This window comes from Mesorhizobium sp. C277A (genome assembly GCF_040324395.1).
Lineage (GTDB): Bacteria > Pseudomonadota > Alphaproteobacteria > Rhizobiales > Rhizobiaceae > Mesorhizobium.
In genome coordinates this window covers 3,920,712-3,936,922 of the sequence record NZ_JAMYVW010000002.1, presented here as the reverse complement: position 1 = coordinate 3,936,922, position 16,211 = coordinate 3,920,712, and the positions used below count along the sequence as shown (strand labels likewise).

Genomic DNA, 16,211 nt, shown 5'->3' with positions numbered 1-16,211 from the left:
CATCCTTTGGAAACCGTAAAACTCAAATCGCCCATCGATGGTTCGATCTATGCCGAGCGACCGATCGCGACCGACCAGGCGATCAATGCCGCGGTCGAGCGCGCCAAAGCGGCGCAGGAGAAGTGGGCGCTGAAGCCGATCGTCGAGCGCGGCAAATTTATGCTGGCGATGCTCGAAGCGCTGGTCGCGATGACCGACGAGATCGTGCCGGAGATCGCCTGGCAGATGGGGCGACCGGTGCGCTATGGCGGCGAGTTCGGCGGCGTCAGGGAACGCACCAATTACATGGTCGAGATCGCTGAAGCCGCGCTGAAATCCGTGCCGGCATCCAACCCGAAGGGCGGCTTCCGACGCTATGTGAAGAAGGATCCGCTCGGCGTCGTCATGGTGATCGCGCCGTGGAACTATCCCTATCTGACCGCCGTCAACACCATCGTGCCGGCACTGATGGCCGGCAATACTGTTATCCTCAAACATGCGGCGCAGACGCTGCTGGTCGGCGAACGGTTCCAGCAGGCGTTCGACAAGGTTGGGCTGCCCAAGGGCGTGTTCCAGAATGTCGTGCTGAACCATGCCCAGACTGAGAAGCTGCTCGGCTCGGGCAAGATCGACCATGTCAATTTCACCGGTTCGGTCGGCGGCGGCCGCGCCATCGAGAAGGCGGCGGCCGGCACCTTCATGACGCTCGGGCTCGAACTCGGCGGCAAGGATCCGGCCTATGTGCTGCCCGACGCCAAGCTCGACCATGCGGTGGCCAATCTGGTCGACGGCGCCTTCTACAATTCCGGCCAGTGCTGCTGCGGCATCGAGCGCGTCTATGTGCATGAGAAGGTCTACGACCAGTTCGTCGAAGGTTTCATCGCCGAGACGAAGAATTATGTCGTCGGCAATCCGCTGGAACAGGCGACGACAATGGGGCCGATGGCGCAGGCGCGCTTTGCCGACCTGATCCGCGAGCAGAAGGTCGAGGCGCTGCGCAAGGGTGCAATCGCACACATCAGTATGAAGGTGGCTAACGACAAGGCCGGCTCGCCCTATCTGGCGCCGGAAGTGCTGACCGGCGTCGACCACCAGATGAGCGTCATGCGCGAGGAAAGTTTTGGCCCGATCGTCGGCATCATGAAGGTGCGTAACGACGAGGAGGCGATCGCGCTGATGAACGACAGCCCCTACGGGCTGACCGCTTCGATCTGGACCGGCGATATCGAGCATGCGGTGGCGATCGGCGACCGCGTCGAGACCGGCACCGTGTGCATGAACCGCTGCGACTACCTCGATCCGGCGCTGGTCTGGACCGGCGTCAAGGACACCGGCAAAGGCGTCGCCCTTTCGGCGCTCGGCTACGACAATCTGACCCGGCCGAAATCCTTCCATCTGCGCGAAGCCATCTGATTTTTTGAAAGACAAGACATGTCCAAGCTGATCTCCAAATGGAACTACCCGACCACCGTCCGCTTCGGTGCCGGGCGCATCAAGGAACTGCCTGAGGTGCTCGCGGCCACCGGCATTAAGCGGCCGCTTTTCGTCACCGATCCGGGGTTGGCGAAACTGCCGGTCGTCGCTTCGACGCTGAAAATCCTCGACGACGCCAAGGTATCCTATGGCGTGTTCTCCGAGGTGAAGCCGAACCCGGTCGATTCCAACCTCACCGCCGGGATCGCCGTGTTCAAGAAGGGCAAGCATGACGGCGTCATCGCCTTCGGCGGCGGTTCAGCGCTCGATCTCGGCAAGCTGATCGCGTTCCAGGCTGGCCAGACGCGGCCGATCTGGGACTTTGAGGATGTCGGCGACTGGTGGACGCGCGCCAATTCGGATGCCATCGCGCCGATCATAGCCGTGCCGACCACTGCCGGCACAGGCTCGGAAGTCGGGCGTGCCGGCGTCATCACCAATGAGGCGACGCACACTAAGAAGGTGATCTTCCATCCGAAGCTTTTGCCGGCAATCGTCATTGCCGATCCGGAACTGTCGGTCGGCATGCCCGGCTTCATCACCGCCGGCACCGGTATGGATGCGCTGGCGCACTGCCTCGAAGCCTATTGCGCGCCGGGCTATCACCCGATGGCCGACGGCATTGCGGTGGAAGGTGTGCGCCTGGTGTTCGAGAACCTGCCCAAGGCCTACGCCAACGGCAAGGACCTTGTCGCGCGCGCCCACATGATGAGTGCGGCCGCCATGGGTGCTGCCGCCTTCCAGAAGGGTCTTGGCGCCATCCACTCGCTGTCGCATCCGATCGGCGCGCTCTACGACACCCATCACGGCATGACGAATGCGGTGTTCATGCCCTATGTCTTGGCCTTCAATCGCGACTCCATCGAGGAGCGGATTGCCCGGCTCGCTGCCTATTGCGGCATCAAGGGTGGCTTCGACGGCTTTGCCAAAGCGATCATCAAGCTGCGCAAGGAATTGAAGGTGCCGCATGCGCTGCCCGATCTGATCAAGGGGCTCGACATGGACAAGAAGCGCAAAGGGCTGATCGCCGACATGGCGGTGGTCGATCCGACCGCCGGCGGCAACCCGGTCAGGCTGACCAAAAAGGCGGCGCTGACGCTGCTCGAGAACACTATCGCCGGCACTGTCTGAGGCGGTTTCTGCGCCGGACGTGATCTAAAAACGAAGGGAAAGGAAGGGCAAGGGGGCAAAAAGCAAGGCAATAAACCATTAGCCGGGAAATTAAGTCGAGGCTAATTGCTACAGCCGGTTAAAAAGAGTTAACTTTTCGTACCGCCGGGGGCCAGTTTCAAAAAGCTTTCATCTGGCTGTCATATGAAACCGATACCGCATCGCAGGCGTCCAGGACGCCAGTTCAACGGAGAGAACACATGTTCAAGTTCACAGGGAAAGTGCTTTCCCTTTCGGCCGTCGCCCTCATGGCGACCTCTGCTATCTCGTCGGCCCAGTCCATGGATGAACTGGTTGCCGCTGCGAAGAAGGAAGGCCAGCTCACGACCATCGCGCTGCCGCATGACTGGTGCGGCTACGGCGCCGTCATCGACGGCTTCAAGGCAAAGTATCCTGAGATCACCATCAACGAACTCAACCCCGATGCCGGCTCCGGCGACGAGGTCGAGGCGATCAAGGCCAACAAGGACAACAAGGGCCCGCAGGCGCCCGACGTCATCGACGTTGGCCTGTCCTTCGGCCCGACCGCCAAGGCTGACGGCCTGATCCAGCCCTACAAAGTGTCGACCTGGGACTCGATCCCCGACAGCGCCAAGGATGCCGATGGTTACTGGACCGGCGACTACTATGGCGTGCTATCCTTCCTGGTGAACAAGGACCTCGTCAAGGAAGCGCCTGCTGACTGGGCTGACCTGCTGAAGCCGGAATTCGCCAACACCGTGGCGCTTGCCGGCGACCCGCGCGCCTCGAACCAGGCCATCCAGGCCGTCTACGCGGCCGGCATTTCCGGTGGTGCGGCTGCCGGCGAAGCTGCTGGCACTGCTGGTCTCGACTTCTTCAAGAAGCTTAACGCCGCCGGCAATTTCGTGCCGGTCATCGGCAAACCGGCGACCCTGGCACAAGGCCAGACGCCGATCCTGGTGACCTGGGATTACAATGCACTTGCCGGTCGCGACACGCTGAAGGGCAATCCGCCCGTCGACGTCGTCGTGCCCAAGACCGGTGTCGTTGCCGGCGTCTATGTGCAGGCGATCAGTGCTTTCGCACCGCATCCGAACGCTGCCAAGCTCTGGCTGGAGTATCTCTACTCCGACGAAGGCCAGATCGGCTGGCTGAAGGGCTATTGCCACCCGATCCGCTTCAACGATCTTGCCAAGAACGGCAAGCTCCCGGCGGACGTGATGGCCAAGCTGCCGCCGGCCGAGGCTTACGCTGCCGCGGTGTTCCCGACGCTGGACGAGCAGGGCAAGGCAAAGGAAGCCGTCACCAAGAACTGGGATGCCGTCGTCGGCGCCAACGTCAAGTAAGGCTTGAAACCAACCGGGCGGCCTCGCGGCCGCCCGGTGTTCCTCGGAGACGGTAGCCGGCGCATGACAGATATCTCGCTTTCCGATCACGCAGTTGCCGGGAAGACCGCGCCCCCCAGCGAGGCGCGTGCAATGCGACTGCCGACGCAATGGCTCGGCGTTGCGCCATTCTTCATCTTCGCCATCATGTTCCTGATCCTACCCACGCTCTATCTGATGCTGGGTGCATTCCAGAACGATGCCGGCGAATTCACGTTCGAAAACATAGCAGCACTGGCGCAGCCATCGATTGTCGCCGCCTACTGGATCTCGCTCAAGGTCAGCCTTTCCTCGTCGCTGATCGGCGCCTTCGCAGGTCTCGGCATCGCCATCGCCATCGTGCGCGGCGGCCTGCCGGAGTGGATACGTTCGGCGACGCTGACATTCTCCGGCGTGGCTTCCAATTTCGCCGGCGTACCGCTGGCCTTCGCCTTCATCGCCACGCTCGGACGCCTCGGTCTCGCCACGGTGCTGCTCAACACCGTGTTCGGCCTCAACATTTATGCGCACGGCTTCAACATCCTATCGTTCTGGGGCCTGACGCTGACCTATGTCTATTTCCAGATTCCCCTAATGGTGGTCATCATCACGCCGGCGATCGACGGCTTGAAGAAGGAGTGGGGCGAGGCTGCGGCGACGCTTGGCGCCACCCAGACGCAATACTGGCGCATGGTGGTCATCCCGGTGATCTGGCCGAGTTTCCTCGGCACGGTCATCCTGCTCTTCGCCAATGCCTTCGGCGCCATCGCCACCGCCTATGCGCTGACCGGCTCTTCACTCAACATCGTGCCGATCCTGCTCTATGCACAGATACGCGGTGACGTGCTGCACAATGCCCATCTCGGCTATGCGATCGCCTTCGGCATGATCGTCATCACCGGGCTGGCCAATGTCTTCTACATTTGGTTCCGGACGCGCTCGGAGAGGTGGCTGAAATGAAGTCCGGAAAATTCTGGGCCTGGGTCGTCTTCGGGCTGGGCGCGGCCTATTTCTTCATTCCGCTGATCGCGACGGTGGAATTTTCCTTGCGCATGCGGCGCGGCGCTTATTCCTTCGACGCCTATCAGATCGTGCTTGGCGACCCTCGTTTTCAGGCGACCTTTGGCTACTCAGTGCTTGCCGCCATCTTCACCATCATTCTGGGCGTGTTGATCGTGGTGCCCGCCGCCTACTGGATTCGACTGCGCCTGCCGCAACTGCGGCCGATCGTAGAGTTCATCACGCTGCTGCCGCTGGTCATTCCCGCCATCGTCATCGTCTTCGGCTATATCAGGATGTACGGTTCGAATTCGCCGCTGCCGTTCCTGGCGACCGACACGGGCACAAATGCCTTGCTGGTCATCGGCTATGCAATGCTGGCGCTGCCCTACATGTATCGCGCGGTCGATACCGGACTGCGTACCATCGACGTCAGGACGCTGACCGAAGCGGCGCAGATCCTTGGCGCCGGTTGGGGCACGATCATTGGTCGTGTGATCCTGCCCAATGTGCTGATCGCCGTGCTGTCGGGCGCCTTCCTTACCTTCGCCATCGTCATTGGCGAATTCACCATGGCCAGCTTGCTCAACCGGCCCGCCTTCGGCCCCTATCTGCAAAACGTTGGCGCCAACCGCGCCTATGAGCCGGCGGCGCTTGCCATCATCGCCTTCGCCATCACCTGGGGCTGTATGTCGCTGATCCAGATTCTGTCCCGTTTCGCGCCGAGATCGGCGAACCGCCCGAACTGATCGACAAAGTACTGATCGAAAGAAAAAGCCATGGCCGAACCATTCCTCTCCATCCAGCATGTGCGAAAATCCTTCGGCGCCACCACCGTGGTCGAAGATTTCAATCTTGATGTCGAGCCGGGCGAGTTCGTTTCCTTCCTTGGGCCATCGGGTTGCGGCAAGACCACCGTGCTGCGCATGGTCGCCGGTTTCGAAGAGCCGTCGGCGGGCAAGATCGTCGTCGCAGGCAAGGACATCACGAGGCTAAAGCCCAACCAGCGCAATGTCGGCATGGTGTTCCAAGCCTATGCGCTGTTCCCCAACCTGACGGTGGCGCAAAACATCGGCTTTGGCCTGAAGGTCGCCGGCATGCCCAAGGCGGACATCGACAGACGCGTGGCCGAGATGCTCGACATCATCAAGCTGCCGCAGATGGCCGACCGCTATCCCTACCAGCTCTCCGGCGGCCAGCAGCAGCGCATCGCGCTGGCGCGTGCCATCGCGCCGAAGCCGAAGCTGCTTTTGCTCGACGAGCCGCTGTCGGCGCTCGACGCCAAGGTACGTGTGTCGTTGCGCGAGGAAATCCGCTCGATCCAGAAGAAGCTCGGCATCACCACCATCTTCGTCACACATGACCAGGAAGAGGCGCTGTCGATCTCCGACCGCATCGCGGTGATGTATGGCGGCAAGGCCGAGCAGGTCGGCACGCCGTTCGAGATCTACAACCGGCCGGCGACCAAGTTCGTCGCCAATTTCGTCGGCACGCTGAACGTGCTCGAAGGCAAGGTCACTGACGCCGCGGCCGGCACGGTGCAAGTCAACACGCAGGAAGTCTCGCTCAAGGGCAAGCTCAACGGCTCGAAGTCCGGTGACACCCTGTCGCTGGCGCTGCGTCCCGAGGCGATTTCGCTAGGGCGCCAGCCCGGTCGCGATTCAAGCCTGTCGGGCGAAATCTCCGAAGTGCACTTCCTCGGCTCGGTGATCCGCGTTCGCGTCGGCATCGGCGGCAACACGGTGTCGCTCGACACCTTCAACAGCCCGGCCACACCACCGCCGGCTGTTGGCGAGAAGGCGGAGATATCGTTTTCATCGAGCGACATGCTGGTGCTGCACTAGTAAAAGCAGCATCCCAAGGGAACCGAGACGGTCGAATCAGGCCAGCGCGATGAACGGCCGTATCCTGCCAAGGTCGGGCGTTTGCTGGACAATCAACAGCATCTTGCCATCCAGCCACTGCCCATGATGCCGCTTCGCCGCTACGATGGGCCATGGCGCTATTCGAACTTACCCTCATCCTGCTTCTGGCTGCCGTCGCGCTGACGGCGCTGTCGCGGCGGCTGGAAATTCCCTATCCGTCCCTGCTGGCTCTGGCCGGCGTCGCGATTGCCTTCGTACCCGGTGCGCCGACGATCGAGATCGATCCGGAGCTGGCGCTTGCCCTGTTCATCGCGCCGGTGCTTCTCGACGCCGCCTATGACACGTCGCTGCGCGACCTCAAGCGCTACCGGCTGTCGCTCGCGTTGCTCGCGCTGGGCGCCGTGGTCTTCACCACCGTGGTGGTTGCCTTGGTCGGCTGGAAGATGGCCGGCCTGCCGATCGCGGCGGCAATCGCGCTTGGCGCCATCGTCGCGCCACCGGATGCGGTGGCCGCATCCGCCGTGCTCAGCCAGTTCAAGGTACCGCACCGCATCACCGCCATCCTGCAGGGCGAGAGCCTGCTCAACGATGCCACGGCGCTGCTGATCTACCGGCTGGCGGTTTCGGCCGCGCTTGGCACGATCATGCTCAGCAACGCCGTTCCGGTGATCCTGCTGGCAACGATCGGCAGTGTGATCGCGGGCTATCTGTTTGGCCGCGTCTCGCTGCTGGCGCTCGGCCGCATCGAGGATGCGGCGAGCAGCACGGTGGTGCAGTTTGCCGGAACCTTCGCCGTGTGGATCATCGCCGACAGGCTCGGCCTTTCCGCCATCATCACCATCGTCGTCTATGCCATGACCATTGCGCGCAGGGGGCCGCGCCAGTCGTCGGCGAGACGCCGCGTCAGCACCTATTCGGTCTGGGAGTCGGCGGTGTTCGTGCTCAACGTGCTGGCTTTCGTGCTGATGGGCCTGCAGGCACGCACGATCGTTGGCAGGCTGGCCGGCGACGGGCAAGGCGAAGCATTCCTTTTCGCCGCAACGGTGCTGGTCGTCGTTATCGTCGCGCGCCTTGTCTGGGTGGCGAGTTACGTCGCGATCATCCGGTGGCTTGCCCGCTTCGGCAGCCAAGAGGCAAGGCGGGAATTGCCGACGTTCGGCGGCGCCGTCATTGTCGGCTGGTGCGGCATGCGTGGGTTGGTGACGCTGGTGGTGGCCATTGCGCTGCCGGCCGATTTTCCCGGCCGCGACCCGATCGTGCTTGCCGCCTTCGCGGTGGTGCTGGGCACGCTGGTGCTGCAAGGCATGACGCTGAAGCCGCTGCTGCGCTGGATCAACTTCGACCCCGATAGAACCGTCGACAATGAGGTGGCGCAGGCGCGCGTCGCCATCATGCAGGCAGCACTGGACGTGCTGAGCCGCAAGACATCTGCGGCCGCCGCCGTCGTGCGCGAACAGTATGAAGCGCAGCGCCTGATTGCGGAAAACCCGGAGGACGCTCAGGCCGCGACCGAATACGACCGGCTGCGCCTCTATGCCATCAACCGCCAGCGCGACACGCTCGAGGAGTTGCGCAGCAACGGCACGATCGGCGACGAAGCCTACCACCGGCTGGAGGAAGAGATCGACTGGGCCGAACTGGCGGCATCGCCGGCGGGCCGGTTCCAGCCGCTGACCACATCATAGACGCTGGCGCAGTTCCGCCGTCGTGCCGGTACATTGCAACCCGTCTGCCGAACCGCTACTGCCAAAGCGAAATTGAGCCGGATAAGCAATGAAACTGGTCAGCTACAACATCCAGTACGGGTTCGGCGGCGATGGCCGTTACGATCTTTCGCGCTGCACCAAGCTGGTCGACGGCGCCGATATCATCGCGCTGCAGGAGGTCGAGCGGCATTGGCAGCGCACCAATGAGGACGACCAGCCGGAGGTCCTGTCCAAGCTGCTGCCTAGCTATTACTGGGTCTATGGCCCGGCCTTCGACATGGACGCCAGTGAGCAGCGCGACGGCCGGGTCGTCAACCGCCGCCGCCAGTTCGGCACCATGCTGCTGTCGAAGCTGCCGATCGCCTGGTCGCGGCTGCACGCGCTGCCCATGCGCCGCACGCTGCGGCCGCTCAACATGCGCAACGCCGCGCTCGAATGCATGATCCGCACGCCGGCCGGACCGGTAAGGGTCCTGTCGCTGCATCTCGCCCATATCGCGGCGGAGGAGCGTCTGGAGCAGATCGACTATCTCTTGGCCGAGCATCGCCGCGCGCCGTCCGAGGGCGGCCCGTGGAGCGGCGCGGACGATGAGCCTTCGCGCAACTGGACCAGTGGCGAGGCCGAGCCGGAAAACCCGACAGCTGCGATCTGGATGGGCGATTTCAACATGGAGCCGGGCAGCGCCGAATACAGCCGCATCGTCGGCAGCACGCCCTATCATCGCGGGGCAGCTTATCTCGACGGCTTTGTTGATGCCGTTGCCGTCGCTAGCGAGCCGGCTGCCGATTTCCACACCCATGTGAAAACGATCGACGGGAAAGTGGCAAAACGCCGGCTCGACCATTGCTTCGTCGGCGGTATGTTCGCGGACCGTGTGCGCTCGGTCAGTGCCGATATAGGCGAGATCGCTTCAGACCATTTTCCGGTCCGGATCGATATCGATCTCGAAACGCCTTTGAGCTCAGGAGATCGGTGAGCCCTCAATGACGCTTTTCGTCTTTTTCGCGGTGCTTGCCGCCGCCGCCATGCACGCGATCTGGAACGCGCTGGTCAAGGTGCATCTCGATCGCTTCCTGTCGATCACGCTGATGACGCTGGGCATGGGTTTTGCCGCACTGTTCGTGCTGCCCTTCGTCGAGTTTCCAAAGGCCGCGGTATGGCCCTTTATAATCGCCTCGGTGCTCTTTCACATGGGCTACCGGACCTTCCTCATCGGCGCCTACAAGGCCGGCGATTTCGCCCAGACCTATCCGCTGGCGCGCGGCACGGCGCCGCTTTTGACCGCGCTCGGCGGCGTTGTCGTGGTGCAGGAGATGCCGGCGCCGTTCGCCATCCTCGGCATCCTGCTGCTGTCGGCCGGCACGCTGGTGATGTCGTTTCGCGGCGGCGCGCATCTGGAGCGGATCAATGTGCGGGCGGTCGGCTTTGCGCTCGGCACTTCGATCTTCATATCCAGCTATACGCTCTCCGACGGCAGCGGCGCGCGGCTGGCCGCAACGGCAACGAGCTATGCCGCATGGCTGTTCATCTGCGATGCCACGTGGGCGCTGGTGCTGTGCCTCATCTTTCGCGGGCCCAAGGCGCTGCCCGTGCTGGCGCGTGACTGGAAAGCAGGCCTGTTCACCGGCGTGCTCAGCGGCGCGGCCTACTGGATCGTCATGTGGGCGATGACCAAGGCGCCGATCGCCTCGGTGGCGTCGTTGCGGGAGACGTCGATCCTGTTTGCCATGATGATCTCGGTTTTCGCGCTCGGCGAGAAAATGACAGGCTGGCGCGGCGCCGCCGCGCTCAGCATCGTCGCCGGTGTCGTGGCCCTCAGACTGGGCTGAGAGCCTGATACTTCAGCCGAGCACCGTCATCACCTGTCCGCGCCGTTCCGGACTGAAGCGGATGACGACGATGATGCAGACGGCGACCACGCCGGCAAACAGCGCCAGCGCGTAGCCACGAGATTGGGCGAGAAGGCAGCCAGCGCGCCGATCACCGAATAGCTTACGATGTTGAGCATCAGAATGGGCTTGCGGCCATATTTGTCGGCCAGCCTGCCGAAGAAGAAGGCGCCGATGAAGCGTGTCGCCAGCGTCAGGAACAACGCTTTGGAGACTGCCGGGACGTCAGTGTTGGATTCGGTTGCGATATCGGTGAGCAGGAACGTCAGAAGGAAGAAATCAAAAGCGTCGAGCGTCCAGCCGAGGAAGGAGGCAAGGACGGTTTTCTTCTTCTGCGCGGTGAGAGCCACGACGTTCCTCCTAAACGCCCCCGGGGAACGATATGTTCCTTGGGGCGCAAAAGAGAACAGGCGTCAGCCGGCTTTCGAAAGAAGCGCGGTCACTTTTTCGTAATGTCGAGATCGAACACCATCAGCCCGTCGGTGCCGCCTTCAAGCGCTGCGACCAATCGGGCGCCGGCGCGCTGATGCGCTTCATGCACGAGATAGGCGTCGCGGGCGGCGGCATCGCGGAAGTCGATGGTGAAGGCATGGCTGAAGCCGCGCGCGAACGGCTCCGGGCTGACATTGGTGCTGAAATGGACCGTGTCCATGCCGTCGACAACAGAGCGCAGTGCTTCGAGATCGGCGTGGATTGCCGTGCGCTCGGTGGCGGGCACATCGCTGCGGAAGCGTACGAAGACGCAGTGTCTGATCATTGGTTCGTTCTCCTAAGTGGCTATGCGGCCCGATTGCCGGAGAACACCGCCGGCGGAAGCGGCTCGCGGCCGAGGATGATGTCGGCGCCTTTTTCGCCGACCATGATGGTCGGCGCATTGGTGTTGGAGGAAGGCACGCGCGGCATCACCGAGGCATCGCAGACGCGCAGGCCCTCGATGCCGCGCAGGCGCAGGTCCGGTGTGACCACCGCCATATCGTCATGGCCCATGCGGCAGGTGCCCACGGGGTGATGGTCGGTCTTGGCGGTGCGGCAGGCATAGTCGATCAGCTCGTCGTCGCTGGCGAGCGATGGTCCGGGCAGCACCTCGCGCAACACGTAAGGTGCAAGCGCCTTCTGCCGCATGATCTCGCGCGCAAGCCTGAGGCCCTTGATCGACATGGCGCGGTCATAAGGGTCCGACCAATAGTTGGGATCGATCAGCGGGTGGTCGGCCGGGTCGGCGCTGCTCAGCCGCACCGTGCCGCGCGAGCGCGGGCGCAGGAAGGCCGAGTTCAAGGTCACGCCGGGGTTCTTCAACCTCTCGACGCCGGCCTCGATGCCGGAGCCGAGTCCCAGATGGAACTGGATGTCGGGCGAGGCGGCGGTAGGATCGGCGTACCAGAAGCCGCCGGTCTCGAACAGGCTGGAGGCGACCGGCCCTTTCTTCAGCAGCAGATACTGCAAGCCGGCCCACGCGGTGCGGTGCAGCTTGGCGTAGTTGTCATAGGTGTGGTCGCCGGTGCATTCGGCGATGACGAACAAATCGAGATGGTCCTGCATGTTGGAGCCGACACCGGGCAGATCATGCACCGGCGTCACGCCGACCGATTTCAGGTGATCAGCCGGGCCGATGCCCGACTGCATCAACAGCTTCGGCGAACCGATGGCGCCGGACGAGACGATCACTTCGCGCTCGGCGCGCATGATGGTCTTCTCGCCGCCGGGTTTGTCGACGATCTCGACGCCGGTGGCGCGGCCTTTCTCGACGACGATGCGGGTGACCAGCACATCGGTTCGGACCGTCAGGTTCTTGCGGGCGCGGATGGGCTTCAAATAGGCGACCGAAGCGGATGAGCGCCGGGCGTCCTTCTGGGTCAGCTGGTAGTAGCCGACGCCTTCCTGGCTAGCGCCGTTGAAATCCGGGTTGAAGGGGATGCCCATCTCTTGGCCGGCGCGGAAATAGGCTTCGCAAATCGGCAGCGGCGAAATAGGGTTCGACACGCCGAGCGGCCCCTGGTCGCCGTGAAAATCGTTGGCGAAGCGCTGGTTGTTCTCGGCACGCTTGAAATAAGGCAGCACGTCGCGATAGCCCCAGCCCGCGAGGCCCTCTTCCTTCTCCCATGCGTCGTAGTCGCGAGCGTTGCCGCGCGTGTATATCTGGGCATTGATGGACGAGCCGCCGCCGACCACCTTCGCCTGCGTATACCAGAAGACGCGGTCCTGCATGTGCCTCTGCGGCACGGTCGACCAGCCCCAGGAAGCGATGCCCTTGGTCATCTTGGCAAAGCCCGCCGGCATGTGGATGTAGGGGTGCCAGTCCTTGCCGCCGGCCTCGAGCAGCAGCACGGAGTTCGCTGGATCCTCGCTCAGCCGGTTGGCCAGAACGCAGCCGGCCGGGCCGGCACCTACGATGATGTAGTCGGTCATAACCCTATCCACCTACAGTCGAGGCACGGAGAGCGCGCCGTCGACATTGATAATCGAGCCTGTGGAAAAGCCGAGCTTGCCGGCGGCAAGCGTCGCCACCACGGCGCCGATGTCCGATGCTTCGCCCCAGCGTTTTGCCGGCACCAGGCCGCTGTCGATAAGCGCGTCGTATTTGGCTGATACGCTCGCGGTCATGTCGGTGCGAATGATGCCCGGCCGCAGTTCGAACACGCCGATGTTTTCCGGCGCAAGCCGTAGCGCCAGGTTCTTCACCCACATCGAAAGGCCGGCTTTCGAGATGCAGTAGTCGGCGCGTTCCGGCGAGGCCATATCGGCGCTGACCGAGGTGATGGTGATGATCGAGCGCGGATGATTGCTGGGAGCCGCCAGCATCGCCTTGGCGACGGCCTGGCTAAGGAAGACTGTGCCGCGCAAATTGACGTCCAGCGCACGGTCGAAATTCTCGGGCTTCAGCTCCAGCAGATCGCCGCGCACCACGGCGCCGATGCCGGCATTGTTGACGAGGCAGTCGATGCGGCTGAAGGCACGTATGGCGGCGTCGACGAGGGCCGTGTGATCCTCGAGGTTGGCGATATCACAACGGACATAGGCGAACTCCGCACCCCGTGCGGTGATGTTGGCGGCCAGTTCGTCCGGCGCTTGTTCGGCAAGGTCGGCGATCAAAATGTCGAAGCCGTCCCCGGCCAGCGCCTCGGCGCAGGCGAGCCCAATGCCGCGCGCACCGCCGGTGACGATTGCTGCGGGGCGGGTCATGCCGCGAGGTCCGTTCGGCGAATATGCTCGGCCACGCGCAGCGCCTGTGCCGCAATCGACAGCGCCGGATTCACGGCGGCCGAGTTCGGCAAAAAACTGGCGTCGACAACGAACAGGTTCGGGTGGTCGAAGGCGCGGCAGAAAGGGTCGAGCGGCGACGTCGCCGGATGGTCGCCCATTTTCACCGTGCCGCACTGGTGCGAGGGCGTGCGCTTGTCGAAGGGACGCGACAGCACGATGGGATAACCGCAGGCGCGGAAGTTCTCACGCATCACCCTGGTCAGCCCGTCCAGCGACTGCATGTTGGAGCGCCGCCATTGCATGACGATGTCCTTGCCGTCGACCATGATGCGGCTTTCCGGATCGGGTAGATCCTCGCACATCAGATACCAGTCGACGGCGTGACCGGCCATGTAATCGAGCGCGAATTTCGGCACGCGTTTGACGTTGGCCTTCAACATGTTGCCGTCGATCTTGCCGAGCAGCTGGACGTTGCCGAGCGGCTTGCCGCCTTTGCCGTCGGAGAGATAGTAGTCATTCAGCATCAGCGTCTTCTGGTAGACGCTGTCGTTCCTGCGGCGCGGATCGATCGCCAGCATGGCGCTCGAATTATGGTTCATGAAATTGCGGCCGACCTGGTCGGAGCTGTTGGCGAGGCCTTTACCGTCTGATGAAGGCGAGCGCAGCAGGATGACGGCGGAATTGACCGCGCCGGCGGACAGGATGACCAGCTTCGGCGCGACTTTCTTCAGCTCGCCATTCTGACGGTAGTGAACGGCAGCGATGCTTTTGCCGTCGGACGACGCTTCGAGATATTCGACATGGCAGCCGGTTTCGAGTCGGATATTGCTGTCCTTGAGTGCAGCCGTCAGCGGTCCGGTCTGCGCATCGACCTTGCCCTGGGCGGTATTGGGGAATGCGTCCCAGCCGGTCTTGCCCTCTTTCAGCCAGTTGTCGATGTCGACGCCGAGCGGCAGCGAGGCCGGATGCAGGCCGAGGGCTTTCAACTCAGCGCGGGCGCGGGCAATCGGCGCTTCGTCGGGCACCGGCTTGAAAGCATAGGGGATCGAGTGGAACGGTTCGGTCGGGTCCTCGCCGAGCGAGCCGCGGACGCGAAACAGCTGCTCGGCTTTCGAATACCAAGGCTCGAATTCATCGTAGGAAAACGGCCATGCCGGCGAGACGCCACCGAAGTGCTCCATGGCGGCGAAATCCTCTTTGCGGTAGCGGATCAGCACCGCGCCGTAGAATTTCGAATTGCCGCCGACATAGTAGTAATTGCCGGGGTTGAAGGCCGCACCGCCGGCCTCGCGCCACATCTCCTTCGGACGGTAGTGGCCGTCGACGAAGATGGAGCGCGTGTCGCGGGCATGCGGCGTTGCCGTCAAGGGCTCACCGCGCTCCAGCATCAGGATCGAGGCACCGCTGCCCGCCAGACCGGAGGCGATCGTAGCGCCGCCGATACCGGAGCCGATGATGACGATATCGGGGCTGACCATCTCGATCAGCGGATGCGGTGTTCGGTCGCCGGATCGAAGAACACGGCCTTGGTCAGGTTGAAGGCGAGCGGCGTGCTGGTGCCCGGCTGGATGTTGGCGTCGGCCCGCAACCGCGCCACCACGCCCTTGCCGCCGAGGTTGGTCACCGCGAACGTGTCGGACCCTGCCGGCTCGACCACTTCGATGTGCAGGTCGGCAGTGGCAATGTTGGAGGCGTTGCGTTCCGCACCTTCCGGATCGGTCAGCGCTTCCGGGCGCACGCCGAAGATGATCGGCTTGCCCTGGAATGCCGAAAGACCCGCTGGCGCGTTGGCCATCGGCAGCGTGATCGGCTCGCGCGCCTCGCGCTCCAACACGACGGACAGCGCATTGCCCGACGTGGCAATGGTCGCCGGGATCAGGTTCATCGCTGGCGAACCCATGAAGTCGGCGACGAACAAATTGGTCGGGTTGTTGTAGATCTCGGCCGGGGTGCCGAACTGCTGCACCTCGCCGTCGCGCATGACGGCGATCTTGGTAGCCAGCGTCATCGCCTCGATCTGGTCGTGGGTGACGTAGACGATGGTTGTGCCGGTGGTGGCATGCAGGCGCTTGATCTCGATGCGCATGTCAACGCGCAATTTGGCGTCGAGGTTGGACAAAGGCTCGTCGAACAGGAACAGCTTGGGGTCGCGCACCAGCGCCCGGCCCATGGCGACGCGCTGGCGCTGGCCGCCGGAAAGCTGGCTCGGCTTGCGCTGCAGGAGGTGGCCGATCTGCAGGACCTTGGCCACCTTGTCGATCGCCTTTTGGCGTTCGTCGGCCGGCACGCCGCGCATCTCCATGCCGAAGGAGATGTTTCCGGCCACCGTCATGTTCGGATAGAGCGCATAGCTCTGGAACACCATGGCGATGTCGCGCTTGGATGGGTGCAGATCGTTGATGGCGCGGCCGTCGACGCGGATTTCGCCCTCGGTGATCTGCTCCAGGCCGGCAATCGTGTTGAGCAAGGTGGACTTGCCGCAGCCGGACGGGCCGACCAGCACCAGGAAGCCGCCCTTTTCGAGCTCGACATCGATGCCCTTCAGGATCTCGACATTCCCGAAGCGCTTCTTCAGCCCATCAATTTCCAGAAAAGCCATGGTCG

15 protein-coding genes are annotated in these 16,211 nt (G+C 63.2%); 9 read left to right on the top strand and 6 right to left on the bottom strand.

Annotated elements, in window-relative coordinates; translation table 11 throughout:
* Positions 1–6: 6 nt before the first annotated feature.
* The 9 genes from NKK52_RS19375 (at position 7) to NKK52_RS19335 (ending at position 10,346) form a co-directional block, all read left to right on the top strand.
* The gene (locus tag NKK52_RS19375; RefSeq protein WP_352629604.1) at positions 7–1,392 is read left to right on the top strand and encodes an aldehyde dehydrogenase family protein; all 1,386 of its coding nucleotides are present in this window, start codon (positions 7–9) and stop codon (positions 1,390–1,392) included.
* Positions 1,393–1,410: 18 nt separating this feature from the next.
* Complete coding sequence (locus tag NKK52_RS19370) at positions 1,411–2,583, top strand: iron-containing alcohol dehydrogenase (RefSeq protein ID WP_023683212.1); 1,173 nt, start codon at positions 1,411–1,413, stop codon at positions 2,581–2,583.
* 239 nt (positions 2,584–2,822) lie between these two features.
* On the top strand, positions 2,823–3,929 hold the full coding sequence (locus tag NKK52_RS19365) for an ABC transporter substrate-binding protein (RefSeq protein WP_023671169.1): 1,107 nt from the start codon (positions 2,823–2,825) through the stop codon (positions 3,927–3,929).
* 63 nt (positions 3,930–3,992) lie between these two features.
* Positions 3,993–4,907 carry an ABC transporter permease gene (locus NKK52_RS19360; protein WP_023671170.1) on the top strand — a complete coding sequence of 305 codons (915 nt, stop codon included), beginning with the start codon at positions 3,993–3,995 and terminating at the stop codon, positions 4,905–4,907.
* A complete protein-coding gene (locus tag NKK52_RS19355; protein ID WP_023683213.1) occupies positions 4,904–5,695 on the top strand; it encodes an ABC transporter permease in 792 nt (263 codons plus the stop codon). Before NKK52_RS19360 ends, NKK52_RS19355 begins: the two co-directional genes overlap by 4 nt.
* 30 nt (positions 5,696–5,725) lie before the next feature.
* A complete protein-coding gene (locus NKK52_RS19350) occupies positions 5,726–6,790 on the top strand; it encodes an ABC transporter ATP-binding protein (RefSeq protein ID WP_023683214.1) in 1,065 nt (354 codons plus the stop codon).
* 152 nt (positions 6,791–6,942) lie between these two features.
* The gene (locus tag NKK52_RS19345; RefSeq protein ID WP_023683215.1) at positions 6,943–8,496 is read left to right on the top strand and encodes a cation:proton antiporter; all 1,554 of its coding nucleotides are present in this window, start codon (positions 6,943–6,945) and stop codon (positions 8,494–8,496) included.
* 88 nt (positions 8,497–8,584) lie between these two features.
* Positions 8,585–9,493: an endonuclease/exonuclease/phosphatase family protein gene (locus NKK52_RS19340; RefSeq protein WP_023683216.1), complete on the top strand. Its 909-nt coding sequence runs from the start codon at positions 8,585–8,587 to the stop codon at positions 9,491–9,493.
* 7 nt (positions 9,494–9,500) lie between these two features.
* Positions 9,501–10,346 (top strand): EamA family transporter, encoded by an 846-nt coding sequence (locus tag NKK52_RS19335; RefSeq protein ID WP_023683217.1) that lies wholly within the window; start codon positions 9,501–9,503, stop codon positions 10,344–10,346.
* A 29-nt stretch (positions 10,347–10,375) separates the two neighbouring features.
* Here the strand turns inward: NKK52_RS19335 and NKK52_RS19330 are convergent, their stop codons facing one another.
* The 6 genes from NKK52_RS19330 to NKK52_RS19305 form a co-directional block, all read right to left on the bottom strand.
* Positions 10,376–10,756, bottom strand: a complete 381-nt coding sequence (locus tag NKK52_RS19330) for an MFS transporter (protein ID WP_023683218.1) — start codon at positions 10,754–10,756, stop codon at positions 10,376–10,378.
* Positions 10,757–10,845: 89 nt separating this feature from the next.
* Positions 10,846–11,163 (bottom strand): Dabb family protein, encoded by a 318-nt coding sequence (locus tag NKK52_RS19325; RefSeq protein WP_023683219.1) that lies wholly within the window; start codon positions 11,161–11,163, stop codon positions 10,846–10,848.
* A 20-nt stretch (positions 11,164–11,183) separates the two neighbouring features.
* A complete protein-coding gene (locus NKK52_RS19320; RefSeq protein WP_023671177.1) occupies positions 11,184–12,812 on the bottom strand; it encodes a GMC family oxidoreductase in 1,629 nt (542 codons plus the stop codon).
* Positions 12,813–12,824: 12 nt separating this feature from the next.
* Positions 12,825–13,586 carry a 3-ketoacyl-ACP reductase gene (locus NKK52_RS19315; protein ID WP_023671178.1) on the bottom strand — a complete coding sequence of 254 codons (762 nt, stop codon included), beginning with the start codon at positions 13,584–13,586 and terminating at the stop codon, positions 12,825–12,827.
* Positions 13,583–15,085: a GMC oxidoreductase gene (locus NKK52_RS19310; RefSeq protein ID WP_023671179.1), complete on the bottom strand. Its 1,503-nt coding sequence runs from the start codon at positions 15,083–15,085 to the stop codon at positions 13,583–13,585. Before NKK52_RS19310 ends, NKK52_RS19315 begins: the two co-directional genes overlap by 4 nt.
* Positions 15,086–15,090: 5 nt before the next feature.
* Entirely contained in the window at positions 15,091–16,206 is a 1,116-nt protein-coding gene (locus NKK52_RS19305) for an ABC transporter ATP-binding protein (RefSeq protein WP_023671180.1), read from the bottom strand.
* Positions 16,207–16,211: the final 5 nt, after the last annotated feature.

Excerpts from the sequence above, each read along its gene's own strand:
- NKK52_RS19335 (WP_023683217.1), top strand. The coding sequence starts at position 9,501 with ATGACGCTTTTCGTCTTTTTCGCGGTGCTTGCCGCCGCCGCCATGCAC.
- NKK52_RS19320 (WP_023671177.1), bottom strand. The coding sequence starts at position 12,812 with ATGACCGACTACATCATCGTAGGTGCCGGCCCGGCCGGCTGCGTTCTG.
- NKK52_RS19365 (WP_023671169.1), top strand. The coding sequence starts at position 2,823 with ATGTTCAAGTTCACAGGGAAAGTGCTTTCCCTTTCGGCCGTCGCCCTC.
- NKK52_RS19350 (WP_023683214.1), top strand. The coding sequence starts at position 5,726 with ATGGCCGAACCATTCCTCTCCATCCAGCATGTGCGAAAATCCTTCGGC.
- NKK52_RS19370 (WP_023683212.1), top strand. The coding sequence starts at position 1,411 with ATGTCCAAGCTGATCTCCAAATGGAACTACCCGACCACCGTCCGCTTC.
- NKK52_RS19305 (WP_023671180.1), bottom strand. The coding sequence starts at position 16,206 with ATGGCTTTTCTGGAAATTGATGGGCTGAAGAAGCGCTTCGGGAATGTC.
- NKK52_RS19315 (WP_023671178.1), bottom strand. The coding sequence starts at position 13,586 with ATGACCCGCCCCGCAGCAATCGTCACCGGCGGTGCGCGCGGCATTGGG.
- NKK52_RS19310 (WP_023671179.1), bottom strand. The coding sequence starts at position 15,085 with ATGGTCAGCCCCGATATCGTCATCATCGGCTCCGGTATCGGCGGCGCT.
- NKK52_RS19355 (WP_023683213.1), top strand. The coding sequence starts at position 4,904 with ATGAAGTCCGGAAAATTCTGGGCCTGGGTCGTCTTCGGGCTGGGCGCG.
- NKK52_RS19360 (WP_023671170.1), top strand. The coding sequence starts at position 3,993 with ATGACAGATATCTCGCTTTCCGATCACGCAGTTGCCGGGAAGACCGCG.
- NKK52_RS19325 (WP_023683219.1), bottom strand. The coding sequence starts at position 11,163 with ATGATCAGACACTGCGTCTTCGTACGCTTCCGCAGCGATGTGCCCGCC.
- NKK52_RS19340 (WP_023683216.1), top strand. The coding sequence starts at position 8,585 with ATGAAACTGGTCAGCTACAACATCCAGTACGGGTTCGGCGGCGATGGC.
- NKK52_RS19345 (WP_023683215.1), top strand. The coding sequence starts at position 6,943 with ATGGCGCTATTCGAACTTACCCTCATCCTGCTTCTGGCTGCCGTCGCG.